We start from the raw sequence: 25,773 nt of genomic DNA, 5'->3' as shown, positions 1-25,773 counted from the left end.
ATCCTGGCGCAGGCGGCAGGCACGGTGCCCGTCAGCCTTTCAGAATGACGGGCACTGGCTTCACCAGCGATATATCCCCATCCGGCCCCTCCAGGCCGGTGAGCGCTGCCCTGTAGGCCAGCAGCTCAACGCCGGCGGCGTGTGCCTCGCGCAACAGCTCACCGTAGGCACGGTCGATATGATCCGCCGGCCGCACGCTGGTTATCCCGGTATGGTTGACCACAAAAAACAGCACCGCCCGCTCTCCGGCGCGGGCCTGGGCCATCAGCTCCCGCAAGTGTTTCTGGCCTCTTGTCGTCACCGCGTCCGGAAAGTACCCCAGGCCATCGTCACACAAGGTGACGTTCTTCACCTCTACCCAGGCATCGGCAAGGTCTTTGTGGCCAGACAGGTGGAGGTCGATCCTGCTTTTCTCCGCACCGTACCGCACCTCTGCCTTGCATACCCCGTAACCCGACAGCTCCGGCACTGTGCCCTGCTCAATCGCTTCCCGTGCCTGGTTATTGGGCCGCGACGTATTGATACAGGCCATTTCGTCAGGGGACGTTTCAACCAGCTCCCAGGTGTATTTCAGCTTGCGCCTGGGGTTGTCACTGGTGCTCAACCAGACCCTCGCATCCGGCGGCTGGCAGCCCAGCATGGAGCCGGTGTTGGGACAATGTGCGACCACCTCATTGCCATCCTGCAACAATACGTCTGCAAGGAAACGTTTATAACGGCGAATCAGCCTGCCCTCGATCAGCGGCGCGGGTAACTTCATTCATGACTCCATGCTAAAGTTGTTGTTACAAGGCTGGCGCCCTTGGGACTAATCTGCTATTTTCCGCAAATTCCCGCTCCAGGGCGAGTGCTTTTCAGGATTATAAGAGGCCGTATTTATGGCAAATACTGCAGCACAACCAAGCGAACGTATTACCAACTTCACCCCCTATGAAATGAAAAAGGGTGAAGAATATATGAGTGCCGAGATGCTCGAGCACTTCAAGGATCTGCTTCTGCAGTGGAAACAGGAGCTGATGGAAGAAGTCGATCGCACCATGCACCATATGCAGGAAGACGCAGCAAATTACGCGGACCCCAGCGACCGCGCAACCCAGGAAGAGGAATTCAGCCTGGAACTGCGCACCCGTGACCGCGAGCGCAAGCTGATCAAGAAAATTGACCAGACAATCGACCGCATCGACAAAGATGACTACGGCTTCTGCGATCAGTGCGGTGTTGAAATCGGCATCCGCCGCCTTGAGGCGCGCCCCACTGCGACTCTGTGCATCGACTGCAAGACTCTCGCCGAAATCCGCGAGCGCCAGACTGGCATTTAATGTCCACTTCCTGAGAACGCTGGTCCCCGAGCTGGGGCCGGCAGTCACAGACCATGACTGAACCTCTTTACCGGGGCCGCTTTGCACCCTCGCCTACCGGCCCGCTTCATTTTGGTTCGCTGGTAACGGCGGTTGCCAGCTTCCTGGAAGCCCGCAGCCACAATGGCATCTGGCTGGTGCGGATTGAAGACCTCGACCCGCTGAGGGAATCCCCGGAAGCCACCGATAGAATACTGGCAAGCCTTGACGCCCATGGGCTGCACTCAGATGAACCGGTACGTTTCCAGTCTGAGCGCCATGCCCATTACCACCGCCTGATTGACCGGTTGCTGGAGTGTGGGCTGGCCTACCGCTGCGCCTGTTCACGCAAGCAACTCAAGGAGCATGGCGGCCGACACCCTGAAGGCTGCCGCGAAGGCCATGCCGAGCCTGGCGAGCGCCCGTACGCTATCCGGTTTGCGCTTCACGACGAGCACAGTGAGTGGCACGATCAATTGCTTGGGCCCCAATCGCAAACCGTGCATGCCGAACTGGACGACCCGGTCATCCTCAGAAAGGAAGGATTTTATGCCTATCAACTGGCGGTGGTGGCAGACGACATTGATCAAGGCATTACCCACGTGGTCAGGGGCTCGGACCTGCTGGACATGACCGCTCAGCAACAGCAGATCTACCGCGCCCTGGGGGCTCAGCCGCCCCACTGGATGCACATTCCGGTCATACTCAACGATGAAGGGCAGAAACTCAGCAAACAGAATCATGCCCCGGCGCTGGATGACCAGCTAGCAAAAGACAATCTGCAACGGGCCCTGGCGGCCCTGGGGCAGGACTCAGGTCTGTTGTCGGGAGCCAAAGACATCGATACCCTGCTCGACCTGGCTACAGCCAACTGGGCACCGGAGCGGATTCACCTGACAGCCCGGTGAGCGACGTGTTATAAAGCTTCACTCAAACGACAGTGCGGATATCATGCCTGATGTATATCTACCGTCTGGTCTTCCTTCTGGTTCTGGCCATCTACATTTTCTCGCCCAACATTCTTGACTGGTGGACTTCACCGGAGAATGCCTGGTACAGCCCATACGTCATCTGGGCCGGTCTGATTGCAATTGGCTTCTGGCTGGAATGGCGCCGGGATCCCAATGAGTTTTAGTGCTCCCGGCCTGTTATTGGCCAGTCTGCTGTACCTGGTATTGCTGTTCGGTATCGCGTGGATCACCGAAAAAGGCGTACTGCCCCGCAGCTGGGTCAGACACCCCCTGGTCTATACCCTGAGCCTTGGCGTTTATGCCGGCATCTGGGCAGTCTACGCTGCGGTGGGAATAGCTGCGGAGTCCGGATTCGGCTTCCTGGCCTACTACCTGGGCATCAGTGGTGCCTTCCTGCTGGCGCCCGTGCTGCTCAACCCGATCATGCGTATCGGCCGCGCTTACCAGCTCACATCCCTTGCCGACCTGTTTGCCTATCGCTATCGCAGCCAGTGGGCAGGAACCCTTGTCACCGTCTGTTCCGGCACCGCCATACTGGCCCTGCTGAGCATGCAGATTCAGGCAGTTTCCACATCCGCCAGCCTGTTGGCACCAGACACCTCACCCCGGCTGATCAGCGTTTTGTTCAGCATCATCGTGGTTCTGTTCGCCATGCTGTTTGGCACGCGGCGCAGCCAGGGGTCGGACAATCACCAGGGCCTGGTTCTTGCCATCGCCTTCGACTCGATCGTCAAACTGTTCGCGCTGCTGACCCTCGGTGGTGTGATTCTGTTCGGCGTGTTCGATGGCATGGCAGGGCTGGAAGGCTGGCTGGCGGATCAAAGCACACCGGTCAGCTCCATGACCATGAGCATCGACGACGGTAGCTGGCGTGCCCTGATGCTGATGTCCTTTGCCGGCGCCCTGGTGCTTCCGCATATGTATCACATGACGTTCAGCGAGAACCCGTCCCCCAAGGCGCTGGCGAAGGCAAGCTGGGGCCTTCCTCTATACCTGTTGCTGCTGGGCCTGCCGGTGCCACTGATTCTCTGGGGCGGCCAGGCGCTGGCTGCCACCACCGGCCCGGACTTCTACGCTATTGGCACCGCCCAGGCGCTGGGCAGCCCGGCACTGACGCTATTGATGTACATCGCTGGCCTGTCTGCGGCCAGTGGACTGATGATAGTCAGCACACTGGCGTTGGCAGGCATGGTACTGAACCACGCAGTTCTGCCTTTGCGCACGCCGAAAGACCAGGGTGATATCTACCACTGGCTGAGATGGGTCAAGCGGGTACTGATTGCTGCCATCATTTTTGCGGCACTGCTGTTTCACGAAACCCTGGGCAAGAATCTTGACCTGTCCATTCTGGGGGCCATTTCCCTGTCCGGCATGCTCCAGCTTTTACCCGGCGCTCTGGGGGTTATCTACTGGCCGGAAGGCAACCGTCGCGGGCTGATCGCGGGCCTGATATCCGGGCTGGTTATCTGGATAGTCACGCTAGTGCTGCCATTTTCCCACACTGCCAACCTGCTGGAGTTCCTCGGGGCACCGCTGGTTCCGGACTACAGCAACTGGCATATCTTTACCTTCGTCAGCCTGACGGTAAACGTTGTCGTGTTTACATTGATTTCAGTTCTGAGCACCAGCACCGCTGAAGAGGCTGGTGCCGCCGAAGCCTGCTCACTCGGGGCACTGTCCCGCCCCCAGCGCAGGGAGTTGCTGGCATCCTCCTCGGCAGATTTTGTGCGGCAACTGGCCGTTCCACTGGGCCTTGGTGTTGCCAGGCGGGAAGTAGAGCGGGCATTGGCCCAGCTCAAGCTGCCAAATGTGGAATATCGCCCCTATCAGCTCAGGCGGCTCCGTGACCGGGTGGAGGTGAACCTATCGGGCCTTCTCGGCCCCGCCGTTGCACGAGACCTGGTCAAACGGCACCTTGGTTACAAACCCATGGCAAGTGGCGGCACGGCCCAGGATATCCGCTACGTGGAACGGGCCCTGGGCGACTACCAGAACCGCCTGACGGGGCTGGCCGGAGAACTGGACAACCTGCGCAGGCATTACCGCCAAACTCTCCAGAACCTGCCCATCCCTGCCTGCTCGGTGGGTGAAGACGGCGAAATCCTGATGTGGAACAACGCCATGGAAGCGCTCACGGGCATCACCGCCGACGACGTGGTGGGGGCAAGGTTGATGGCATTGCCGGAGCACTGGCACCTGTTGCTGGATGACTTCAACAGCGGCGAGGATCTGCATCGATACAAACACAGGCTGGACCTGAAAGGCAGGCCCCACTGGCTGAATCTTCACAAAGCAGCGTTGAGCGGGCCTGATCACACCGAGGGCGGAAGTATTATTCTGGTGGAAGATCAGACCGAAACCCGCCTGCTTGAAGACGAGTTGATGCATAGCGAACGGTTGGCCTCGGTAGGCCGGCTGGCGGCAGGTGTCGCCCACGAAATTGGCAACCCGGTCACCGGCATTTCGTCACTGGCCCAGAACCTGAAGCTTGAGACCGACGATCCGGACATCCTCTCCACCGCCGACCAGATTCAGCAGCAAACCCGGCGGATATCCACCATTCTTCAGTCACTGATGAATTTTGCCCGCACCGGTAACCACGCCCATGCCAACCGCTATGAGCCAGTGACCATCCGCCGCTGCGTGGATGAGTCCATCAACCTGCTCTCACTCAGCGATAAGAGCATGGGCGTTCACTACGTGAACGACTGCCCTGCAGACCTGATGATTCTGGGCGACGAGCAGAGGCTGGTTCAGGTATTTATCAACCTTCTGGCCAATGCCCGTGACGCCTCACCGGTAGGTGGAAAGGTCCGCGTCAGTGGAAACCTTGATGGCTACTCCGCTATTATCGAAGTCACCGATGAAGGGTCCGGCATACCACCAGAACAACTGGACCACATCTTCGAGCCTTTTTACACCACCAAGGCACCCAACAAAGGGACCGGCCTCGGGTTATCACTGGTGTACAGCATCATTGAAGAACACTATGGCAACTTACAGGTGGACAGTCCGGTGAATGCCGACCTGGGCCGGGGAACCCGCGTGCGTATTAGGTTGCCTGCCTACGAGCCGGGCACCGGAAATGCCATCAGCCAGAACCAAGGGTCGTAAAACCGTTATGCCTCGCATTCTGATCGTAGAAGATGAAGAGATTATCCGCTCAGCGGTTCGCAAACTGCTTACCCATGCCGGCTATGAAGTCGCCGACGCGGGTTCGGTCGAAGAAGCAGAAGAAAACCACGACCCCGCACAGTTTGACCTGATCATTTCCGACCTGCGATTACCCGGTGCGCCGGGTACCGAACTGATCAGGCGCGCGCCGGACACTCCGGTACTGATCATGACCAGCTATGCCAGCCTTCGCTCCGCCGTCGACTCCATGAAAATGGGGGCCGTGGAATACATCGCCAAGCCTTTCGACCACGACGAAATGCTGGAAGCGGTGGAGAGCATTCTTGCCAGGCAGCCACAGGCAGGCAAAGCTCCGGAGGAGAAAACCGCCCGCGGAACTGCGGCTGATACTGACGGCGATCCGGCAAGCATCATGTATGGCCATTGTGATGCCATGCAGAAGGTGTTCACCCTGATACGCAAGGTGGCACCTACCGAAACCACTGTACTGATCCAGGGTGAGTCGGGTACTGGCAAAGAGCTCGCCGCCAGGGCATTGCATCTTATGAGCCCGCGCGCCGCCAATCCGCTCATTTCGGTGAATTGCGCGGCGATTCCGGAAAGCCTGATCGAGTCCGAACTGTTCGGCCACGAAAAAGGCTCGTTTACCGGCGCCGTTTCCGCACGGACAGGTCTGATCGAGGCTGCAGACGGCGGCAGCCTGTTTCTGGATGAAATCGGCGAGTTACCCGCTGAAGCCCAGGCCCGTCTGCTGCGAGTGCTCCAGGAGGGAGAGATCCGCAAGGTGGGTTCCACGCAGAGCCGCCAGGTGGACGTGCGGATGATTGCCGCAACACACCGCAACCTCAAAGCCATGACCCGTACCGGCGAGTTTCGGGAGGACCTGTTTTATCGCCTGAACGTTATGCAGGTTCGCATTCCCCCACTGCGGGAACGCCAGGCAGACATCCTGGGCCTGGCGCAGCGATTCCTGAAGCGTCAGGGCGAAAAAATGGGAAAACCCGACCTGAACCTGACACCGGAAGCCATGCGCGCACTCGAGAGACACCGCTGGCCAGGTAATGTCAGGGAACTGGAAAACGCGATTGAGCGGGCCACCATTCTGTGCGACAACGACCTGATCACCCCATCCCTGCTGGACCTGGACGGCGAAGGCGGCGACGTAAACATTCCGGACTCCCTGGTTGAAGGCAATAATGAACAAACGCTCTCGCGCGACGCGGAAGCAACCAGTGATTTGTCCCTCGAGGACTATTTCCAGCACTTTGTACTGGAGAACCAGGACCGCATGAGCGAAACCGAGCTCGCGCAGAAACTTGGTATCAGCCGAAAGTCCCTGTGGGAGCGGCGCCAGCGCCTGGGCATTCCCCGCAAGAAGAGCTCAGGCAATTGAGGGAATTGCATCTGGCTGCAACGGTGTTACCGGGAAAATGTGAACCCGCACTCATTTGTTACCCTGTGTTCCTCACGGTAACACCCTTGATCTAAAAAACGAGCGATCAGTAACACTCCGGACTTATACGTACCCTTCGGAAAAGATTGAAAAACACTAACTAGCTGTTAATAAACAATTTCCAAAACCTGGCACACGGACTGCAGTCTATAGGGCGCACAACAACAAAAACAACAGTGATACACAGCGCCAACAACAAGAACAAAAAGCTGTAGAAGACGTTCGGTAACAAAAACAAAAACGGAACGTGAGCGAACTGAGTGTTTTGGGTACTTTGCTTTTTAGTGGTCCCATGGCACGTGCGGGTTGTAGATGTGGAGAAGAATCGTCGAACAGACGGCACAGCATTTACCTAAAGGCCCGTCCGTTGTCTCTGACTGCTCTGTGTATTCAAAGCTTTCCGTTTGCACTACTGAAACCCCTGTATTTGGGGGTTGACAGTGGGGTAGAAAAACGAAGAAAAATCCCGGTAAAAACAAAAACAATGCAGATCGTCAACGCTTTCAGGGCGGGTTCGTGAAAACGGATCCGCCTTTTGATTATTTGGCCCAGCAGTTTTCCAACCTGTGCAAATCCCGTCCAAACCGTTAAACTCTCGCTTTTGCTTACCGCTATAACGGAATTCAATGCTTAAACGACTATTGTCATACGTATCAGGAAACGGGAAGAAAAAGCCCCGTACTTACCAGCGCCGGGAAATCCCCCGGGAGCAGCACAATGTTTCCCGCTCGGTTATCAGCGAGCCCGCAAAAAAGGTGCTTAGCCGCCTGAATAATGCCGGCTATGAAGCCTACCTGGTAGGCGGCGGCGTTCGTGACATTCTTCTCGGCGGCAAGCCGAAGGACTTTGACATCGCCACCAGTGCCACCCCGGAAGAGGTGCATGAGCTGTTCCGCAACTCTAGGTTGATTGGCCGACGTTTCCGCATCGTCCACGTACTGTTCGGGCGTGAAGTCATCGAAGTCACCACCTTCCGCGGCAACGCTGCGGAAGCGGATGAGGACAATGATGATGACGATGACCGCAGGACCAGCGAACACGGCCTGCTGTTACGGGACAACGTCTACGGCAACCTGGAAGAAGACGCCCTGCGCCGAGACTTCACCGTCAACGCCCTTTATTACTGCATCCGTGACTTTACCGTGGTGGACTTCGCCAACGGTATTGAAGACCTGGAAAACCGCCAGATGCGGTTGATCGGCGATCCAGAGACCCGTTACCGGGAAGATCCGGTGCGCATGCTTCGCGCTGTGCGTTTCGCCGCCAAGCTGGGTTTCAATATCGAACCGGAAACCGAGGCCCCGATCCGCGAGCTGGCACCATTGCTGACGCACATTCCGCCAGCCCGCCTGTTCGAGGAAGTACTCAAACTGTTTTCTGCGGGCTACGGTGAAGCCACCTATGACCTGCTCAGCGAGTACAACCTGTTGGCACCCCTGTTTCCCGAAACCGTACAGGCCATCGACAACGGCCAACCTGATGAACTGGTGCGCAAGGCTCTGCGCAACACCGATGCCCGCATTGCCCAGGGCAAGTCCGTTACTCCTTACTTCCTGTTTGCCGCAATGCTCTGGCCTGCCCTGCAGGCGGAATGGCGCAAACGCCAGGATAACGGCGAGCCGGTTCAGCCGGCACTGCACCAGGCTATTGCCAAGGTGATCGGGCGTCAGGTTCAGGCCACTTCCATTCCCAAACGTTTCTCCGGCCCCATGAAGGAGATCTGGGAGCTGCAGATGCGCCTGCCCCGGCGCCAGGGCAAACGGTCGCTTGTGACCATGTCTCACCCGCGCTTCCGCGCGGCCTATGATTTTCTGCTGGTTCGGGAAGAATCCGGCGAGATCGAACCCGGGCTTGGCGCATGGTGGACTGAGTTCCAGGAAGCAGACGAGCGCGGCCAGGAACGCATGCTGACCCAGCTGGGCAGCGATGGCCCCAAAAAGCGTCGCCGCAAGAAGCCTGCAAAGAAGGCCTGACTATGGCGGCCACAGACGCCTTTATCGGGCTCGGCAGCAATATGGCGGAGCCATCCGCGCAGTTGGCCGGCGCCGTTGCCCGGCTGGCAGCGCTACCCAAAACCGAGCTGGTGGCGCAATCGGCTTTCTATCGCAGCAGGCCCGTTGGCCCACAGGATCAACCTGATTTCGTCAACGGTGCGGCCTGGCTGCGCACGGAACTCACACCACTGGATCTCCTGGACCAGCTTCAGGCCATCGAACTGGCCCACGGACGCGAACGAATTCAGCGCTGGGGCCCACGAACGCTGGATCTGGATCTTCTCCTGTACGGCAACGAAGCCATCATCAGTGACCGTTTGACAGTTCCCCACGCCGAACTGGCCAACCGGGACTTTGTTCTCCAGCCGCTCCTGGACCTGGACCCGGAACGGGTTCTACCGGACGGCCGCAGCCTTGCAGACCTGAGACAGCAATGCCCGGACAACAACCTGCAGCAACTCACCCCGGTGGCGCGGACACTCCCGCCCGGCTGATACCAATGGCTCGGTGTAAGGCTATTGCCACAAACACACCCCCGGATTACCCTTGAGACCAGATTGCCGGCATAATCTGGCTCAGTTTTGGGGCCCGATTTTAGCGCACTCACACACAAGGCAAGGATTCTATGGCTATTACCATCAATACCCTGCGGGACCGCAAGCAGAAGGGGGAAACCTTCTCCGTTCTGACATCCTACGATGCCACCTTCGCTCAGATCGTCAGTGAGGCCGGCGTGGACGTTATACTGATCGGTGATTCCCTCGGCATGGTGCTGCAGGGACACGACAGCACCCTGCCGGTTACCATGGACCAGATGGTGTATCACGTATCGTCCGTCGCCAAGGGCAACCGCGGTTCACTGATCATGGCCGACATGCCCTTCATGAGCTATGGCACAGTCGAGGCTGCCCTGGAAAACGCAGCGGAACTGATGCGATCAGGCGCGCACATGGTCAAACTGGAAGGCACTGACTGGATGAAAGACACCATTCATGCTCTCAGCGAAAGGGGTGTCCCGGTATGTGCCCACCTGGGCCTTACCCCACAGTTCGTCAACAAGTTTGGCGGCTACAAGGTCCAGGGGCGGGATGAAAAGCACGCCGAGCTGATGATCGAACATGCTTGTGAGCTGGTTGCCGCGGGCGCGGATGTTATTCTGCTGGAGTGCGTACCTGCTCCACTGGCAGCCCGTATAACCCAGGCCGTTCAGGCACCGGTGATCGGTATTGGCGCTGGCGCAGACACCGACGGCCAGGTACTGGTTGTCCATGACATGTTGGGCATGACGACCGGCCGCAAGCCACGTTTCGTGAAGGACTTCCTGGCCGAGTCCGGCTCCGTAAAAGGTGCCATCGAAGCCTACGTGGCCGCTGTTCGCGACCGCACATTCCCCTCCGAGGAGCATACGTTCAAGGCATGAGAACCGTACATACGCTGAAAGAACTCCGTGCCATGCTTCGCAGCTATCGCCAGCAGGGCAAGCGCATCGGGCTGGTGCCCACCATGGGCAACCTGCACGAAGGCCATATTTCGCTGGTCAGAAAAGCACGGGAAGCCGCTGACATCGTTGTCACCACTATCTTCGTCAATCCCATGCAGTTTGGCGCCAGCGAAGATCTGGACACCTATCCGCGCACTCTGATCGAGGACCAGGAACGGCTGGGTGCCGCCGGCAGCACCCTGGTGTTTGCCCCCTCCAATGAGGAAATCTACCCGGATGGGCTGGCAAGACACACTCGCGTTATCGTGCCGGAAGTCAGTGAGGGCCATTGCGGTGCCAGCAGGCCTGGCCACTTTGAAGGCGTGGCAACGGTGGTGACCATGCTGTTTAACATGGTTCAGCCAGACATCGCCGTTTTCGGCGAGAAGGATTACCAGCAGCTGGCCGTTATCCGCAAACTCACCCGGGACCTGATGATACCGGTCGAAATCATCGGCAGCCCGACCGTTCGCGATGATGACGGACTGGCAAAGAGTTCCCGCAATGGTTTCCTGACCGAGGGCGAACGCGCCATCGCACCGATTGTTTATCGCACATTAAACAACACGGCGGAACAGATCCGAAAAGGCCGTAGCGATTTTTTAGCGCTGGAAAAGGAAGCCAACAACGCACTCAGCGAAGCCGGCCTGCGTCCGGACTACTTCAACATCGCCAACAGCCTGACTCTCAAGCCGGCCAATGCAGACGACACCGAGCTGACGCTTCTGGTAGCAGCGTTTCTCGGCACTACCCGGCTTATCGACAACCTGTCTATCACCCGTTAACCACACAGACGAAAGGATTCCATTATGTCCCAGGGCTCTGCTCCACTCACCAGCCGGCCCGAGTGGCAGGCACTGACACAGCACCAGGCTGAGCTGGCAAACACCCACATGCGGGACCTGTTCCGCGACGACCCTGACCGCGCCAGCCGCTTCTTTATCAGCGGTGGGGGCCTATCGCTGGATTACTCTCGCAACCGCATGACCGACGACACCATGGCCAGGCTGATGGCACTGGCCAGAAGCTGTGGTGTGCCGGAACGAACCGAGGCGATGTTTCGCGGCGACCACATCAATGTGACGGAAAAACGCCCCGCATTGCACGTGGCCCTGAGGGATAGCAGTGGCGAACCCGTACAGGTGGATGGCGCCAATATTGCGCCAGAAGTGGAAAAGACCCTGAACCGCATGGAACAGTTCGTGGACGAGGTGCTCAGCGAGCGCTGGCAGGGATATACCAACAAACCTTTCACGGACGTGGTCAGCATTGGTATCGGCGGCTCCTTCCTCGGCCCCAAGCTGATGTCCGAGGCCCTGCGTCCCTACTGGCACGGCCAGCTGAACTGCCACTATGTAGCCAATATCGACGGCACCCAGATTGCCGAAGTACTGCGCCGGGTCAATCCGGAAACCACGCTGTTCCTGATTCAGTCCAAGTCGTTCCGTACCCAGGAAACGCTGGAGAACAGCAAGGTCGCCAGGGCCTGGTTCCTGGACAACGGCGGTAGTGAAAACCAGATCGCCAAGCACTTCGTGGCCGTCACCGCCAATACACCGGAAGCGGTCAGGTTTGGCATGTCCGAAGAAAACATCTTCCCGATGTGGGACTGGGTTGGCGGGCGCTACTCGCTATGGTCCGCCATCGGGCTGCCGGTAGCGCTTACCATTGGCATGAAAAATTTCAGAGCCCTGTTGTCCGGCGCCAACGCCATGGACAGGCACTTTCGCACCGCATCGCTGGAGCAGAACCTGCCCGTGGTAATGGCTATGCTCGGGCTTTGGTACAACAATTTCTGGGGCGCGGAAACCTACACCATCCTGCCCTACGACCACTACCTGCGCAGCCTGCCGGCGCACCTGCAGCAACTGGACATGGAAAGCAACGGCAAGAGCGTGACCCAGAACGGCGAACCGCTGACGTACCAGAGCGGCCCGGTAATCTGGGGCGGCGTCGGCGCCAACGGCCAGCATGCTTTCCATCAGTTGCTACACCAGGGCACCCGGCTGATTCCGGCGGACTTCATCATTCCGCTGGAAACCCACAACCAGGTGGCCAGCCATCACGTTACCCTGTTCGCCAACTGCCTGAGCCAGTCGCGGGCGCTGATGTCCGGCAAAAACCTTGATGAGGCAAAAGCCGAACTGGCAGCCGAGGGCATGAGTGCCGAGGAAGTCGACAAACTGGCACCCCACAAGGTGATCCCCGGCAACAAGCCCAGCAATACCCTGCTGATGGACAAGTCGACACCGGAAACCGTCGGCGCCCTGATCGCGCTCTACGAACACCGCACATTTGTACAGGGCATCATCTGGGACGTGGATTCGTTCGATCAGTGGGGCGTGGAACTGGGAAAGCAGATGGGCAAGGGCATTCTGGACCGCCTCACCGGGGAAACCGCCGAAGGCTCCGAGCCCAGCGACAGCTCAACAGACAACCTGATCCGGCTGTTCCGCTCACACCACTCGTCCTGATAACAGAAAGAGGAGTTACCTGGCAGCGGCCCGCGAAATCAGCTGGCCCTGCCAGGTGAAATTCACCGGCCATAGCTTCTGGTCGCGGTCGTAAGCCTGCCATAGCGCGTCGTAACGTTTTCCACAGATCGGATGAATGTCGGCCGGCGCAATTTCCGCCAGCGGCAGCAACACAAAGGCGTTCTTCAGAATCTCCCCCCGGGGAAGCTCCACGCCATCGATCCTGCCAATTTCGTTATCGTAGGTAAGAATATCCAGGTCCAGGGTTCTGGCGCTGAATTTGGGGACATCCCGGCGTCGGCCGTTGTCCGCCTCCAGTTGCTTGAAGCGGGCCGAGAGCTCGGCCACGGTCAGGTCTGTATCCACTCCCACCACCAGGTTATAGAACGGCGAGCCGTCAAAGCCGACGGACTCGCTTTCGTATACCGAGGAAACTAGCAAGTCATCAAACCCGTCATTCAGGGCGTCAAGAGCTGCAGAGATGTAACGCTCCCGGTCGATATTGCTGCCGATACTGATATACACCCGTGCCATCAACGACCCCCCCGTTCGATCTTAACCCCAACAGCTGCTGCAGCCGGCACAGCACCAGGCTTGCGAAGCGTCAGCCGTACCCAGCGCACACTGAACTCATCCAGCAGCAAATCAGCAATGCCTTCGGCCGCGGTTTCCAGCAACTGAGGCTGAGCCTGGACCAGGTAAGCAGAAACCCTTTCACTCACCTGCGCATAATCCAATGCATCACTGACATCATCCGAGGCCGCGGGCACGCGATTGTCCCAGGCCATCTCCAGATCTACCAGCAGCTGCTGGCTGACCTCCCGCTCCCAGTCATACACGCCGATAACTGCCTCAACAGCCAGACCTTCAATCAGTACACTATCTGTCAACGGATGGCTCTCCCGGGCTTCCACTCTTTGCTGATTGAATAACGCGCAGGCAGCGGATACTGTGTGAATTCTGACCTGCTTCGTCGCGGGGTCGGCATTTTCTCACAAATGACCTGCACGCGTCTTTGCGTCTTAACCACTTTGCCAGTGAACACCGCCGATGAGTTATCTGAGTGACCCGGTACTGACAGTCCTGCTCTGCACCCTCGCCTACCTGGCGGGCTCGGTGCTGTTTGCGCTGCCGGTTTGCCGCGCCTGGCAGCTGCCAGACCCGCGCGCGCTGGGCTCCGGAAACCCTGGCGCCACCAACGTCTACCGCACCGGCGGCTGGCCACCAGCGGCAATGACGCTTTTCCTGGATGCGGCCAAGGGCTGGTTACCGGTATGGCTTGCCCACCAGGCAGACCTGACCATTCTCTCCCAGGCCATGGTGGCACTGTGCGCGGTAACCGGGCATATGATTCCACTGTTCTATCGCTTCAAAGGCGGGAAAGGCGTGGCGACTGCTCTGGGGGCCGGGCTGGCACTGGCGCCAGTCACCACACTGATGCTGGCGGCCATCTGGGCGCTGGTGATGTGGCGCTGGAGGATTTCCGCACTGGCTTCGATTGTGGCAATTGTCAGCGGCCCGATTATCAGCGCGCTGATCGAGCCGGATACCCTGCCATTGTTCGGATTACTGGCGATACTGATCGTGGTGCGCCACCGCAATAACCTGATCCGCATGGCCCAAGGCCGGGAACCTGGCTTCTAGCGCCTAATCAACCAGACCATTTACCCTGGGTTCGCCGACGGGCGGCAGCGTGTTCATTGGCCAGCGTGGTACCGACACAATCCGGTCGCCATCCTGTTGCCCCGCTTGCATGCGCTGGCAACCAGCGTAAGCAATCATGGCACCATTATCAGTGCAGAATTCCGGACGGGCATAGAACACTCCTGCCCGGAGCTTTTCCGTCATTTTCTCAAGCCCGGCCCGCAGCCGTTTGTTGGCACTCACGCCGCCAGCAATCACCAGGCGCTTGCAGCCGGTCTGCTCCAGGGCACGGCGGCACTTGATGGTGAGGGTATCCACTACCGCGGCCTCGAAAGCCAGGGCGATATCAGCGCGGGTCTGGTCATCCAGCCCACCGGCATTCTGAGCCGCGTTGACGGTATTGAGGGTAAACGTTTTCAGGCCGCTGAAGCTGAAATCCAGCCCCGGCCTGTCTGTCATCGGGCGTGGGAACCGATAGCGGCCTGGCGTGCCCTTCTCCGCCAGCGCAGCCACTCGTGGCCCGCCCGGATAGTCCAGCCCCAGCATCTTAGCGGTTTTATCGAAGGCTTCACCGGCCGCATCATCCACGGACTCACCCAGCATTTCATACTCACCGATACCCTTGACCAACACCAACTGGGTATGACCGCCGGACACCAGCAAGGCGACAAACGGAAATGCAGGGGGATTCTCCTCCAGCATCGGCGCCAACAAGTGGCCTTCCATATGGTGGACACCCAGCACAGGCACACTCAGCGCAAACCCCAATGCGTGGGCGACAGAGCCGCCTACCATCAACGCACCCACCAGGCCGGGGCCGGCCGTATAGGTAACGCCGTCGATATTGCCGCGAACTTTGCCCGCATCCGCCAATACCTGGTCGCATAACGGCAGCAACTTGCGCACATGGTCGCGGGAAGCCAGCTCCGGTACCACCCCGCCATAGTCGGCATGCATGGCAATCTGGCTGAACAGTGCGTGCGCCAGCAGGCCCTGCTCACTGTCATACAGGGCAACACCGGTTTCGTCACAGGAGGTTTCAATACCGAGAATCAGCATAATTAAGCACCACAACTCCGGGCTGGTGAAAGTCAGCGCAGTATTTTAGCAGAAACCCGAAACCCTCCGTCAGTTTCATCGAACAAACATTGACCTTGGCCATGAGCAGGCGCTATCATTGCCGGCCTTAAATAAGCACTGGTCGAGTTTTAGCCAATCTGACCAGGTATCGAGTCGATTTGACAAACCGGTCGATCAGACAAAACAGAAACCGAATCAATCAGGTAGGTGATTTTCGAATGCCAGCTGTTAAAGTGAAAGAGAATGAACCGTTTGACGTAGCCCTTCGTCGCTTCAAGCGCTCCTGCGAAAAAGCAGGCGTCCTGTCGGAAGTACGTCGCCGTGAGCACTACGAAAAGCCGACAGCCGTGCGCAAGCGCAAGGCAGCTGCAGCCGTCAAGCGTCATCTCAAGAAGCTTCAGCGGGAACAGCGCAAGTTCGAGCGTCTATACTAAGCTTTATCCGGACGCCGCTTGACTGCAAGCCTATAATCGCCTGTATAGCCACAGGTTGCACAGAGCGATACAAAAATGCCGCCGAGGCCTGGCTTCGGCGGCATTTTTAGCTGTACTTCCAGCTCTGGCATTTTCCGCGCGACCGGAGACATCATGAGTGGACTGATCCCACAACGCTTTGTTGAAGACCTGCTCGACCGCATAGACCTGGCCGAGCTGATCGGATCACGTGTCACCCTTAAAAAGGCCGGCGGTAACTACAAGGCCCGCTGCCCTTTCCATGATGAAAAAACGCCGTCTTTCAACGTTCGGCCGGACAAGGGCTTTTACCACTGCTTTGGCTGTGGCGCCCATGGCGACGCCATCAGCTTTGTCCGCGAATTTGACGGCCTCGGGTTTACCGACGCGGTGGAAGAACTGGCCCGGCGTGCCGGCATGGAAGTGCCTTACGACCAGAACGCTCGCCAGGAAATGCAACAGGCGCGAACGCTGACGGACGCCCTGGATTATGCCAGCCGCTTCTACCAGGGCTCGCTCAGGGGCCAGCAGGGCGAATTCGCCCGGGACTATCTGAAACAAAGGGGCCTGGACGACAGCATTATCGAACAGTACATGCTGGGATACGCCCCTGGCACCGGCACCGCCCTGTTCGACAGTGCCAGCAAGGACTTGCAGGCGCCGCTGATCGAAACCGGTACCGTATCCGACCGCTATGGTCGGCCACGGGATCTGTTCCGCAACCGCGTGATGTTCCCGATCCGCAACAGCCGCGGCAAGACCATCGCCTTTGGCGGGCGCGCCCTGGGAGACGACAAAGCCAAGTACATCAACTCTCCGGAGTCTGATGTATTCCATAAGAGCCGCGAAATTTACGGCCTTTATGAAGCCAAACAGTCGATCCGTCAACTCGACAAACTGTTGGTTGTCGAAGGCTATATGGACGTCATTGCGCTGGCGCAGAACGGCATCCACTTTGCGGTAGCAACGCTGGGCACGGCGACCAACCAGGACAGCCTTTCGGCCCTGCTGAAACAGGTGCGGCATCTGGTGTTCTGTTTCGACGGCGACCAGGCCGGTTACCGCGCAGCAGATAAGGCCATGGAAAATGCTCTGGAGTTACTGACCGATGGGTTGCATTTGCAATTCCTGATGATGCCAGACGGCGAAGACCCGGACACATTGGTGCGTAAGGAAGGCGCGGAGGCGTTCCAGAAACGCATCGATGGTGCCACACCACTGTCCCGTTACCTGTTCAACCGGCAGAGCGAAGGGCTGGATTTGACACTGCCGGAAGACCGGGGTGAGCTGAAGGCGCGGACAGAACCGTTGCTCAGGAAAATGCCCAAAAGCACCCTCAGGGATGCCATGTGGCACGAGATGCTGCGGCTGTGCGGCAACAACCGGGGTGACTGGCAGAACCGCCGCCAGAAGAACGGCAAAGGCGGATACAGCGAACGCCGGGTTCAGGAACAACGCATTGACGTAAAACTCAGCAAGGATACCCAGCTTTGCCTGGCACTGCTGGAAGCGCCGGACATGGCCAGTGAAATTGCTGAGCTGTGCAGGAGCAGCCGACAGTACCGGCAGGCCGGCCAGTTTGCTGGCTGGATTCTGGAGGCCGGCATCAAAGACCGGCGCTCCCTGATCTACCAGCTGGCAACGGACAAACGGGCCAGAGACCAGTTCTACGGCCTGTTCGATGGCATTGAACACGTGCCGGCACGGGAACAAACCCTGGCAGGCGCCCGGGAGATGCTGAATCCGAACCAGGAAGTGGCACGAAAGCAGCGGTTGGCGTCACTGCTGTCGGAAAAACGCAGCCTTGCAGACCTCACCGCCGAAGAGCGGCAGGAACTGAAGGCGCTGTCCGGCCAGAGCGACGACTGAACAGCAGCAAGCACAGGGCCGGCGGGCCAGAAAACGCAATAAATGCAGCCGGAAACGGCACTGCACTTGAAACTTGCAGTGTTGATCACCATCTAACCATCCGGTGGCAGAGCAATCGCGTGGCAGCTATAATGGCTGTTTAACTTTTTTACTATTACCAGCGAGTTCACAGGGTGTCTATGTCAGGCAATTCGCAGAAATCACGTTTGAAAGACCTCATTGCACGAGGCAAAGAGCAAGGTTACCTGACTTACGCCGAGGTGAATGACCACCTCCCGGAAGACATTGCTGACCCGGACCAAGTCGAAGACATCATCCGCATGATCAACGATATGGGCATTCAGGTGTCTGAAGTTGCTCCGGATGCAGACACACTTCTGATGACCGACGGCGACTCCACCGCCGATGAAGCCGCTGCCGCGGAAGCTGCCGCCGCACTCGCTGCCGTGGAATCCGATGCTGGCCGCACAACCGACCCGGTCCGCATGTACATGCGGGAAATGGGCACCGTGGAACTGCTGACCCGCGAAGGCGAGATCGTCATTGCCAAGCGCATCGAGGAAGGTATCCGCGATGTCATGGCTGCCGTTGCGCACTTCCCCGGCATCACCGGCACTGTCATCCAGGCCTACGACCGTATTATCGAGAACGAAGGCCGTCTCAGCGACATCGTATCCGGCTTCCTCGACCCGGACGGCGCCGAGCCGTTCATGGACGAAGACAACACCCCGGACACGACCAGCAGTTCCGACGATTCATCCGACGACGATGACGATGATGACAGCGAAGAAGAAACCGAGAGCGGTCCTGATCCGGAAGAGACCCGCCTGCGTTTCGAGCTATTGAAAGAAAAGCTCGACGCCGCCGACGCCTGCCTGACCAAACACGGCCGTGGCCACAAGAAAACCCAGGAAGCTCTGAACGAGCTCGGCCAGGTGTTCGCACCCTTCAAGCTGGGCAACAAAGCGTTTGACGAACTTGTGAACGTGGTCCGCTCCACCAACGATCTGGTGCGCGAGAATGAGCGCGCCATCATGAAAATCTGCGTGCGCGAATGCAAAATGCCGCGCAAGGATTTCATCAAGTCGTTCCCGGGTAACGAAACCAGCCTCGACTGGGCCGAAAAGATCTCCAAGGGCAAGAAGCCTTACGCGTCATTGGTTGCCGAGCGCATCGACGAAATCGTCCGTCTGCAGAAGCGCATCGCCAACATCCAGACCGAAGTCGACCTGGACGTTTCCGACATCAAGGAAATCAACCGCCGCGTGTCCATCGGTGAAGCCAAGGCCCGCCGCGCCAAGAAGGAAATGGTCGAGGCTAACCTGCGTCTGGTTATCTCCATCGCGAAGAAGTATACCAACCGCGGTCTGCAGTTCCTGGACCTGATCCAGGAAGGCAACATCGGCCTGATGAAGGCCGTCGACAAGTTCGAGTACCGCCGTGGCTACAAGTTCTCCACCTATGCCACCTGGTGGATTCGTCAGGCCATCACCCGCTCCATCGCGGACCAGGCCCGCACCATCCGTATTCCGGTGCACATGATCGAAACCATCAATAAGCTCAACCGTATCTCCCGCCAGATGCTGCAGGAGATGGGCCGCGAGCCCACACCGGAAGAGCTGGGTGAGCGCATGGAAATGCCAGAGGACAAGATCCGCAAGGTATTGAAGATCGCCAAAGAGCCGATCTCCATGGAAACCCCGATTGGTGATGACGAAGACAGCCATCTGGGCGACTTCATTGAAGACATCCAGGCCCTCTCGCCCGTCGACTCGGCTACCGCCGAAGGCCTGCGCGAGGCCACCCGCTCCGTGCTCTCCGGGCTGACCGCAAGAGAGTCCAAGGTGCTGCGCATGCGCTTCGGTATCGAAATGAACACCGACCACACCTTGGAAGAAGTGGGCAAACAGTTCGACGTGACCCGTGAGCGAATTCGCCAGATCGAAGCCAAGGCCCTGCGCAAACTGCGTCACCCTTCCCGCTCCGACCACCTGCGCGGCTTCATTGACGACCAGGGCAACGGATAACAGCACCACAACAGTAGCGGGCGCCACCCCTCATGGGTATAATGGCGCCCGCTTTGTTGCTCCCTCCCCGGAAGCAACACCTCAAAAGCGAATCCTGGAACAGCATTCCCTGATAAGGGCCTATAGCTCAGTTGGTTAGAGCAGAGGACTCATAATCCTTTGGTCGGTGGTTCGAGTCCACCTGGGCCCACCACTCCTCCGAGCTTCAGATAAGCCTCTGTCCATTACTCACCTTGTGATCCGTGCTCACCAAGGTTATCGCGCCCTCATCCGTCTTGATCCCGGTCACCAGACACTCCGAAAGAAACGGACCGATCTGTTTCGGCGGAAAATTGGTTACGGCGAGCACCTGTTTCCCCATTAGCGTCTCGGGATCGTAAAGATCGGTGATCTGCGCACTGGATTTGCGAATGCCGACCTCAGGGCCAAAATCGACTTTCAGCTTGTACGCCGGTTTGCGGGCTTCCGGGAATTCGTTCACTTCAATGATAGTGCCGATTCTCAGTTCTACGTTCTCGAAGTCTTCCCAACTGATCATTAACAATTCTCCTGGGGGGATTCATGAGCCGGCCATCCGGACAAAGGAAATTTCAAAGCCAAATTGATTTTGCCGAATACACTGGCTTCATATACAACTACACTGAAGCCATCAAAAATAACACAAGGAAAGCACCATGCCGTTCTCTTCCGACCACATTGATGAACTCAACCTGTTGGCTATGTTCGACCTGTCTTCTGCCCAGGAAGGCATCAAGGTTCACCAGCACTCGGCAGCACCGGAAATGGTTGCCGCAGCTGAACGACTTCACCACAAGGGACTGATTACCCAGAAAGATGGGGGTTATCTGACAAGCCTGGGTAGTGAAACGGCCGAGCATGCTCAGAGAGTGTTATCAGTACTGGCGAGCCGCTAGGCCGCGCGATTCCGCTAATACCGTTTATCCAGTCCACGCATTATCAGAGGCTCCCCACCGGGAGCCTTTTTATTACCCCTTCGGAAAACCTACGACCACTCAAAACCTTCCGTAACAGAAAAACACACTTTCCGGCCTGATAAGACTCTGTATTTCAGTCATTTTTAAACCATCTTTGTCCCGGCAGTGGTCGTTCCGACATCAAAAGCTGTCAAGAAGGCCAACGTCCCGATTAGACAAGATCACTACACTGCTTGTCGAACAATAGTACCAATAATGATTACCAGCCCTCTCGCTCTCCCTTGGGAGCAATGTGAAGGCCAATAACAAGACAAACAAATGGAGTGTGTTTCATGGTTTTAACCTCCCGCTTTTCCCTGTGTGCAATCACAGTCGCTGTTGCTGCGGCGTCCGCCGGCATTTCACTGAATGCCTCTGCCAGCATGGGTAACCTTGGCACCACCTATGGCGTCATGCCCGTGGACGTTGCAACCGCCCAGTCCCTGTCCATGTTCAACGACCAGGTGTCGTCCACCTATTACAATCCGTCTTACCTGACCAGCGACGAGCGCGGTGAGCTAACGGGCGGAATCGTTCACGCAGAGCAGGAATTGCGATCGAGCCGGTCTGATTCCGACGGTGATATCGTTTCTGATTCTCCCAGCCAGCATGTGCTGATTGGCATGAAAACCAACCTGGGATCACTGACCCGCTTCAAGCATCCGATTTACCTGGGGTTCATCGCGGGCGTTGAGAAATATGGAAAGGAAATGCTGGCCTTCTCCTCTCAGACTTCCGAGACCGGTCAGTACCTTCAGTATGGAAAGGAGCCACTATTCCTCAACATTGGCGGCGCTACTCCCTTCTGGCGGGGCATTTCAGGCGGTTTCTCGGTGCGTGTGACCCTGGAAGCGGCCGCGCAACTGGATGCGGTATCAACCCTCGGCGGTGAAACCAGCCGTGAGCGGCTGGCAGTTAACGCCGAGCCGTCTCTGAAATCCATTCTTGGCACCACCATCAAATGGGGCGAAACACTTTGTCCGGAAAGTGACTGCTTTCTGGACGGATGGGAGAGCGCGGTCACCTATCGCACCAAATCGTCTGCTTCCACTTCCGTGGACTCAAACATCATTGTCACCCAGACCATTCCGGACCCGGGCCTGAGCCTGGCCGTTGCCACCATAGATTCCTTCCAGCCTGAGACCATTGCCATTGGTACTCAGTACAAGGGTGATGGCTGGCGCGTCGGCGGCAGCATCGAGCAGCAGAACTGGTCAGAACTCGAAGACGAGTTCACTGGTGACACCATCAAGGATCAGGAGGATGTCAGTGCCGGCAACCGCATCGGCTTCGACGACATACTGGTTCCGCGTATTGGCGCCGAATATCAGCTCAGCCGCAATTTTGCCCTTCGCGGTGGTTTGGCGTACGAAGAGTCTCCCCTGAAAACCACCCGTAATCCGGAGCTGAACTATCTGGACACCGACAAGATTGTGGCCGGCCTGGGTATCAGTGCAACGTACGAGCGCACACGCCTGCTGGCCTATCCGGTGCGGCTGGACCTCGGTTACCAGTACCAGCAACTGCAGGATCGGGATTTCACCATCGTCGACTATGACGGCAACGAACAACAGGCCACCGCCGACGGTGATATTCATGTGATCAGCGGCTCCATCACCCTGAAGTTCTGAGGAGAGGTTCGCCATGAAATACAACAACACCCTGGCACTGATTCCCGCCGCCCTGCTTGCAGCATGCGGGGGTGATGATCAATCCATCAACGAACCTGCAACGCCGGGTTCTGTGGTTTACTCCTATCCTGCCGATGGGCAGAGCGAGGTCAGCCCCAAAGCAGACCTGGTATTGCGGTTCTCACACGCCCTCTCTGATGACGACATCGAGAGCAAGATCCGCATCAGTGATGGCGTCAATGAAATAGCCTTTTCAACAGAGCCCGTTGATCAGGGGCAAAGCCTGAAAGTATCACCAGATCATAAGCTCAACTCGGGCACTGAATACACCATCGAATTCAGCGAAACGCTTGAAGCCGAGGGTAACCGCGTGATAGCAACACCCAATGCCGTGGGCCCGGACGGTATACAGTTCACCACCCGGGGCGAGTTCAGCGGTATTGCAGAGCTTGATAATCTGGATTCCAGATTCACCGTGGCGGAGATGATTCCTTCTGAAGGCAACACCTTCCGCCCAATGAACTTTTCCACCTTCCGGCTACGCCTGACCAAGGCGGTACATCCGCAGTGGGAAGACCTCGGCGGCGTCATTGAGCTGACAGACAGCAACGGCGACACCGTGCCGGCAACTGTGCTGGTAAACGGCCGTTATGTGACCATCGACCCCTGCATTGCGGACAGCCCTGAACGATGCGGCCGAGAAGACGATGTACTGAACGCCGGCGAGATCTATACGGTTTCCATCCGCGATCTCCCAGGTATCAATGGCGATACGCTGGAAGAGTTCAGTGAAGAAGTTACTCCGCGGGAGACCAGCCCGACGGTGGTGCTCTTCCAGGAGGTAATCGACTCTGGACTGAACGCCAGCGCAAACGAGGAAAACGCCCGCCGCTCCCGTCTCAATGGCGCGATCATCAACGGTGTAACCCTGAATTCAGTACTACAGGGCGTCGCCGGTCCATCGCAACAGATCGGCGGCCTGTTTGCGGAATTGGCCTATGCCCCGGCGTTCGAAGCCGACGAACCCCTGCCCCTGCGCGTACCCAAAGGCAGTGTGCTGAGCAGTAGTAGTCTCGATGTGCGGGTTAATGGCACCGTACCTGTGATCGACCCGGTCACCGGCGAGATGCAGAAAACCGGAAACATCAAGGTCACCATGCTGTCGGACGCCACCGGCTACCTGATGCCCAACCCCTACACCGACGACATGAACGCTCCGCGCCACATCAAGCTGTTCATGGATGTGTCCATGAATACCGAGGAGGCACAGCCAAATGCATCCCTGTCCCAGGACCTGCTGGGCGTGGAATTATCCGGCATCGCCATCGTGGAAGACGGCGTACTGACCATCGACGCCATCGGTATGGTTGAACCCAACCTGCTGGGCCAGGAGTTCACCGACTCCACCATCGCTTTCCGCATCGAGGCCGCTACAGATTCCACGTCGGCACTCAGTGCTGCCGAGCAGCGCGACGAAGAGCTTGCGGACAACACCGGCCCCCAACTGGTGAGCTGGATGCCAGGGCCGGAAGATGCCCTGCCCGACACCCGCCAGGCCATGCAGCGCCCGGGCGACCCTGTGATTCTGAACTTTGATGAGCCGCTGGATGCCGAAACCATTGCTGACGGTATCGTTCTGGATGAAGGTGGCAACCCGTTGACTACCGATGATGGCTCACTGGAGGCCAAACTGGATGGAACTGCCTTGGTGTTGAATCCGAAAGGTGGGCTCAAGCATGGTGTTGATTACACTCTGCAGATTGGCAACGCACTGACGGATCTGGCCGGCAATGGTGCCATGCCGCAAGACCTGAACTTTGCCCTACCGGATTTAGGAGACGGCTCAGTCACCCAAAGGTCTCCGCTTGCGCTGACGACTTACCCTGGCTATCCATGTGTGACGACCGAGGTCGACTTGAGCGCCGGCTCCCATGGTGTCTGTCAGGATGCAGTTAACACCTCGGGCGGAAATCTCGACTACCCGGCAGGGCACGCGCCTGACGAGTTACCCGTCACTACACTGCCAGCCGGCCGGCCGATCACCGTGGTTTTCTCCCAGTCCATGAATCTGAACACTATTAACGCAGAGACTTTCATCGTAGAGAAGGTTTCAGATCCCACAGCAACGGTAGGCAACGGCGAAATCGTTTCGGGCAGGCTCGAGAAGAGTAACCAGCGCGTCCGCTTTTATCCGAACACTCCCTGGGAAGAAGGCACTCACTACCGGTACACGCTGACTTCGTCCAACTCCGCAACTTGTGATCCGGATGACATATGCGGAGAAAATGGATTTCCGCTGGAAACCAATCTTTTGGTAGACCCCACTGCGCCCGGCGGCCCGTCCATGACCATATACTTCAAGGGCGCATCTGCGAACCAGTCAGTGTTTACTCCGCTGCGCAATCTGCCCATTCGCGACACCAACTCGAATTATGTGGTGGATTGCGCAACGCTGGGTGGCACTGACTGCCTGGAGCCATTTAAGCACGCAGATGATGGCCAGGATGGCTTCCTGCCTTCAGCAAATGCTGCGAGGCTTGAGATTAACCCAGCCCGAGAGCCGAGAGTGCTTGGCAGCGACAGAAGTGAAGCGCGTGTCGGTTGTCAAACGGCGGGGGCTGACTGCCCAGAGAAAAAGTTCATCTACCAGACCTACGGATTAAATACCGAAGTGATTGGCCCTGCAGTTGACCCCGAGACGGGTAAAGAAGGCGTGCGAGTACTTTTATATCCGACGCTGCTTGCGACCACTTCTCTCGAGGTATATCTGGACGACGGAAACGGGCTGACTGATGTTCTTCTATCTCCCGAAGATCCACAAGTCACAGGACCTCAGATTCTGCGCATGCGATACGCCAAAGACGACGCGGACTGCGAAGAGAACTGCACCCGAAACAGCCTGATTCGTGGAATCATTGTGGAGGGAGACGATGGCCGGCCGATGTTCAAAACCGAGGCAGACCTGACGCTGGACGCACCCAATCTCGCCTTGCCTCTAGGCGACGTTTTGCGCCATAACCTCTTCAGCTATCCCTTCACGCTGAAACTGGAGGGCCCGATTACCTTCTTTGATGACGGCCGAATGCAAATCGAACAACGCAACGTTGAAAGCCCGGAGATCAATGTTCTAGTTAGTGCCCATCCAGAAACACCGTTTTCCGGTGATCTGACGTGCTCCAGGAAGAACCAGTGTGAGTGAGAAGCTAAAGGATACCAGCGATGCCTGAATTATTGGCGTCATTGGTTGTTATT

Annotated in this window: 22 protein-coding genes and 1 tRNA gene; 18 read left to right on the top strand and 5 right to left on the bottom strand. The window is 57.8% G+C overall.

The annotated features are described in order from the left end of the window. Positions 1 to 31: 31 nt before the first annotated feature. A complete protein-coding gene (gene sfsA, locus M8010_RS19385; RefSeq protein ID WP_250094348.1) occupies positions 32 to 760 on the bottom strand; it encodes a DNA/RNA nuclease SfsA in 729 nt (242 codons plus the stop codon). A 118-nt stretch (positions 761 to 878) separates the two neighbouring features. Between sfsA and dksA the strand changes: the two genes are divergently transcribed. The 10 genes from dksA to pgi all read left to right on the top strand — a co-directional run bounded on the left by dksA (position 879) and on the right by pgi (position 12,844). Then, positions 879 to 1,319: an RNA polymerase-binding protein DksA gene (gene dksA, locus M8010_RS19380; RefSeq protein WP_250094347.1), complete on the top strand. Its 441-nt coding sequence runs from the start codon at positions 879 to 881 to the stop codon at positions 1,317 to 1,319. Between the two features lie 53 nt (positions 1,320 to 1,372). Continuing rightward, complete coding sequence (gene gluQRS / locus M8010_RS19375) at positions 1,373 to 2,245, top strand: tRNA glutamyl-Q(34) synthetase GluQRS (protein WP_250094346.1); 873 nt, start codon at positions 1,373 to 1,375, stop codon at positions 2,243 to 2,245. 50 nt (positions 2,246 to 2,295) lie between these two features. Then, complete coding sequence (locus M8010_RS19370) at positions 2,296 to 2,472, top strand: hypothetical protein (protein WP_191966977.1); 177 nt, start codon at positions 2,296 to 2,298, stop codon at positions 2,470 to 2,472. Further along, positions 2,462 to 5,422 (top strand): ATP-binding protein, encoded by a 2,961-nt coding sequence (locus M8010_RS19365; RefSeq protein WP_284048219.1) that lies wholly within the window; start codon positions 2,462 to 2,464, stop codon positions 5,420 to 5,422. The genes M8010_RS19370 and M8010_RS19365 overlap by 11 nt, the downstream gene beginning before the upstream one ends. 7 nt (positions 5,423 to 5,429) lie before the next feature. Continuing rightward, entirely contained in the window at positions 5,430 to 6,836 is a 1,407-nt protein-coding gene (locus M8010_RS19360) for a sigma-54-dependent transcriptional regulator (RefSeq protein ID WP_250094366.1), read from the top strand. A 686-nt stretch (positions 6,837 to 7,522) separates the two neighbouring features. After that, entirely contained in the window at positions 7,523 to 8,869 is a 1,347-nt protein-coding gene (pcnB, locus tag M8010_RS19355; RefSeq protein ID WP_250094345.1) for a polynucleotide adenylyltransferase PcnB, read from the top strand. Between the two features lie 2 nt (positions 8,870 to 8,871). Beyond that, the gene (gene folK, locus M8010_RS19350) at positions 8,872 to 9,384 is read left to right on the top strand and encodes a 2-amino-4-hydroxy-6-hydroxymethyldihydropteridine diphosphokinase (RefSeq protein WP_250094344.1); all 513 of its coding nucleotides are present in this window, start codon (positions 8,872 to 8,874) and stop codon (positions 9,382 to 9,384) included. Between the two features lie 131 nt (positions 9,385 to 9,515). Further along, positions 9,516 to 10,310, top strand: a complete 795-nt coding sequence (gene panB, locus M8010_RS19345) for a 3-methyl-2-oxobutanoate hydroxymethyltransferase (RefSeq protein ID WP_250094343.1) — start codon at positions 9,516 to 9,518, stop codon at positions 10,308 to 10,310. Further along, positions 10,307 to 11,155 carry a pantoate--beta-alanine ligase gene (gene panC / locus M8010_RS19340; protein WP_250094342.1) on the top strand — a complete coding sequence of 283 codons (849 nt, stop codon included), beginning with the start codon at positions 10,307 to 10,309 and terminating at the stop codon, positions 11,153 to 11,155. Before panB ends, panC begins: the two co-directional genes overlap by 4 nt. Positions 11,156 to 11,179: 24 nt before the next feature. Then, positions 11,180 to 12,844 (top strand): glucose-6-phosphate isomerase, encoded by a 1,665-nt coding sequence (gene pgi, locus M8010_RS19335; protein WP_250094341.1) that lies wholly within the window; start codon positions 11,180 to 11,182, stop codon positions 12,842 to 12,844. A gap of 15 nt (positions 12,845 to 12,859) precedes the next feature. On the opposite strand, the gene folK (M8010_RS19330) is transcribed toward pgi, so the two are convergent. Beyond that, the gene (gene folK, locus M8010_RS19330; protein ID WP_250094340.1) at positions 12,860 to 13,378 is read right to left on the bottom strand and encodes a 2-amino-4-hydroxy-6-hydroxymethyldihydropteridine diphosphokinase; all 519 of its coding nucleotides are present in this window, start codon (positions 13,376 to 13,378) and stop codon (positions 12,860 to 12,862) included. Next, on the bottom strand, positions 13,378 to 13,734 hold the full coding sequence (gene folB / locus M8010_RS19325) for a dihydroneopterin aldolase (RefSeq protein ID WP_250094339.1): 357 nt from the start codon (positions 13,732 to 13,734) through the stop codon (positions 13,378 to 13,380). Before folB ends, folK (M8010_RS19330) begins: the two co-directional genes overlap by 1 nt. A gap of 160 nt (positions 13,735 to 13,894) precedes the next feature. On the opposite strand from folB, the gene plsY reads away from it, so the two are divergent. Further along, entirely contained in the window at positions 13,895 to 14,488 is a 594-nt protein-coding gene (gene plsY, locus M8010_RS19320) for a glycerol-3-phosphate 1-O-acyltransferase PlsY (protein ID WP_250094338.1), read from the top strand. 3 nt (positions 14,489 to 14,491) lie between these two features. On the opposite strand, the gene tsaD is transcribed toward plsY, so the two are convergent. Then, on the bottom strand, positions 14,492 to 15,547 hold the full coding sequence (tsaD, locus tag M8010_RS19315; RefSeq protein WP_250094337.1) for a tRNA (adenosine(37)-N6)-threonylcarbamoyltransferase complex transferase subunit TsaD: 1,056 nt from the start codon (positions 15,545 to 15,547) through the stop codon (positions 14,492 to 14,494). Positions 15,548 to 15,786: 239 nt separating this feature from the next. Here tsaD and rpsU point away from each other — a divergent pair, with 239 nt between their 5' ends. The 4 genes from rpsU (at position 15,787) to M8010_RS19295 (ending at position 20,109) form a co-directional block, all read left to right on the top strand. After that, positions 15,787 to 16,002, top strand: coding sequence for a 30S ribosomal protein S21 (rpsU, locus tag M8010_RS19310; RefSeq protein WP_007153483.1), 216 nt, complete (start codon positions 15,787 to 15,789; stop codon positions 16,000 to 16,002). 153 nt (positions 16,003 to 16,155) lie between these two features. Then, the gene (gene dnaG, locus M8010_RS19305; protein WP_250094336.1) at positions 16,156 to 17,889 is read left to right on the top strand and encodes a DNA primase; all 1,734 of its coding nucleotides are present in this window, start codon (positions 16,156 to 16,158) and stop codon (positions 17,887 to 17,889) included. A gap of 179 nt (positions 17,890 to 18,068) precedes the next feature. Further along, on the top strand, positions 18,069 to 19,916 hold the full coding sequence (rpoD, locus tag M8010_RS19300; RefSeq protein WP_250094335.1) for an RNA polymerase sigma factor RpoD: 1,848 nt from the start codon (positions 18,069 to 18,071) through the stop codon (positions 19,914 to 19,916). Positions 19,917 to 20,032: 116 nt separating this feature from the next. Continuing rightward, positions 20,033 to 20,109: transfer RNA gene (locus tag M8010_RS19295), tRNA-Ile, on the top strand. 12 nt (positions 20,110 to 20,121) lie between these two features. Here the strand turns inward: M8010_RS19295 and M8010_RS19290 are convergent. After that, entirely contained in the window at positions 20,122 to 20,454 is a 333-nt protein-coding gene (locus tag M8010_RS19290; protein ID WP_502846236.1) for a tRNA-binding protein, read from the bottom strand. 136 nt (positions 20,455 to 20,590) lie between these two features. Here M8010_RS19290 and M8010_RS19285 point away from each other — a divergent pair, with 136 nt between their 5' ends. From M8010_RS19285 to M8010_RS19275, 3 genes are all read left to right on the top strand, one after another. Further along, positions 20,591 to 20,830, top strand: coding sequence for a TIGR02647 family protein (locus M8010_RS19285; protein WP_250094333.1), 240 nt, complete (start codon positions 20,591 to 20,593; stop codon positions 20,828 to 20,830). Between the two features lie 353 nt (positions 20,831 to 21,183). Beyond that, positions 21,184 to 22,521, top strand: coding sequence for an alkane uptake protein AupA (gene aupA, locus M8010_RS19280; RefSeq protein WP_250094332.1), 1,338 nt, complete (start codon positions 21,184 to 21,186; stop codon positions 22,519 to 22,521). Positions 22,522 to 22,534: 13 nt separating this feature from the next. Next, a complete protein-coding gene (locus M8010_RS19275) occupies positions 22,535 to 25,720 on the top strand; it encodes an Ig-like domain-containing domain (protein ID WP_250094331.1) in 3,186 nt (1,061 codons plus the stop codon). The last annotated feature ends 53 nt before the right edge of the window (positions 25,721 to 25,773 follow it).

The organism is Marinobacter sp. ATCH36, assembly GCF_023555055.1.
Classification (GTDB): Bacteria; Pseudomonadota; Gammaproteobacteria; order Pseudomonadales; family Oleiphilaceae; genus Marinobacter.
The sequence above is the reverse complement of the archived record's forward strand: the minus strand, read 5'-3'. Positions and strand labels throughout refer to the sequence as shown.

Excerpts from the sequence above, each read along its gene's own strand:
- rpsU (WP_007153483.1), top strand. The coding sequence starts at position 15,787 with ATGCCAGCTGTTAAAGTGAAAGAGAATGAACCGTTTGACGTAGCCCTT.
- M8010_RS19275 (WP_250094331.1), top strand. The coding sequence starts at position 22,535 with ATGAAATACAACAACACCCTGGCACTGATTCCCGCCGCCCTGCTTGCA.
- sfsA (WP_250094348.1), bottom strand. The coding sequence starts at position 760 with ATGAAGTTACCCGCGCCGCTGATCGAGGGCAGGCTGATTCGCCGTTAT.
- plsY (WP_250094338.1), top strand. The coding sequence starts at position 13,895 with ATGAGTTATCTGAGTGACCCGGTACTGACAGTCCTGCTCTGCACCCTC.
- M8010_RS19290 (WP_502846236.1), bottom strand. The coding sequence starts at position 20,454 with ATGATCAGTTGGGAAGACTTCGAGAACGTAGAACTGAGAATCGGCACT.
- tsaD (WP_250094337.1), bottom strand. The coding sequence starts at position 15,547 with ATGCTGATTCTCGGTATTGAAACCTCCTGTGACGAAACCGGTGTTGCC.
- aupA (WP_250094332.1), top strand. The coding sequence starts at position 21,184 with ATGGTTTTAACCTCCCGCTTTTCCCTGTGTGCAATCACAGTCGCTGTT.
- folK (WP_250094340.1), bottom strand. The coding sequence starts at position 13,378 with ATGGCACGGGTGTATATCAGTATCGGCAGCAATATCGACCGGGAGCGT.
- folK (WP_250094344.1), top strand. The coding sequence starts at position 8,872 with ATGGCGGCCACAGACGCCTTTATCGGGCTCGGCAGCAATATGGCGGAG.
- dnaG (WP_250094336.1), top strand. The coding sequence starts at position 16,156 with ATGAGTGGACTGATCCCACAACGCTTTGTTGAAGACCTGCTCGACCGC.
- panC (WP_250094342.1), top strand. The coding sequence starts at position 10,307 with ATGAGAACCGTACATACGCTGAAAGAACTCCGTGCCATGCTTCGCAGC.
- dksA (WP_250094347.1), top strand. The coding sequence starts at position 879 with ATGGCAAATACTGCAGCACAACCAAGCGAACGTATTACCAACTTCACC.
- pcnB (WP_250094345.1), top strand. The coding sequence starts at position 7,523 with ATGCTTAAACGACTATTGTCATACGTATCAGGAAACGGGAAGAAAAAG.
- panB (WP_250094343.1), top strand. The coding sequence starts at position 9,516 with ATGGCTATTACCATCAATACCCTGCGGGACCGCAAGCAGAAGGGGGAA.
- M8010_RS19285 (WP_250094333.1), top strand. The coding sequence starts at position 20,591 with ATGCCGTTCTCTTCCGACCACATTGATGAACTCAACCTGTTGGCTATG.
- M8010_RS19365 (WP_284048219.1), top strand. The coding sequence starts at position 2,462 with ATGAGTTTTAGTGCTCCCGGCCTGTTATTGGCCAGTCTGCTGTACCTG.
- M8010_RS19360 (WP_250094366.1), top strand. The coding sequence starts at position 5,430 with ATGCCTCGCATTCTGATCGTAGAAGATGAAGAGATTATCCGCTCAGCG.
- pgi (WP_250094341.1), top strand. The coding sequence starts at position 11,180 with ATGTCCCAGGGCTCTGCTCCACTCACCAGCCGGCCCGAGTGGCAGGCA.
- gluQRS (WP_250094346.1), top strand. The coding sequence starts at position 1,373 with ATGACTGAACCTCTTTACCGGGGCCGCTTTGCACCCTCGCCTACCGGC.
- rpoD (WP_250094335.1), top strand. The coding sequence starts at position 18,069 with ATGTCAGGCAATTCGCAGAAATCACGTTTGAAAGACCTCATTGCACGA.
- M8010_RS19370 (WP_191966977.1), top strand. The coding sequence starts at position 2,296 with ATGTATATCTACCGTCTGGTCTTCCTTCTGGTTCTGGCCATCTACATT.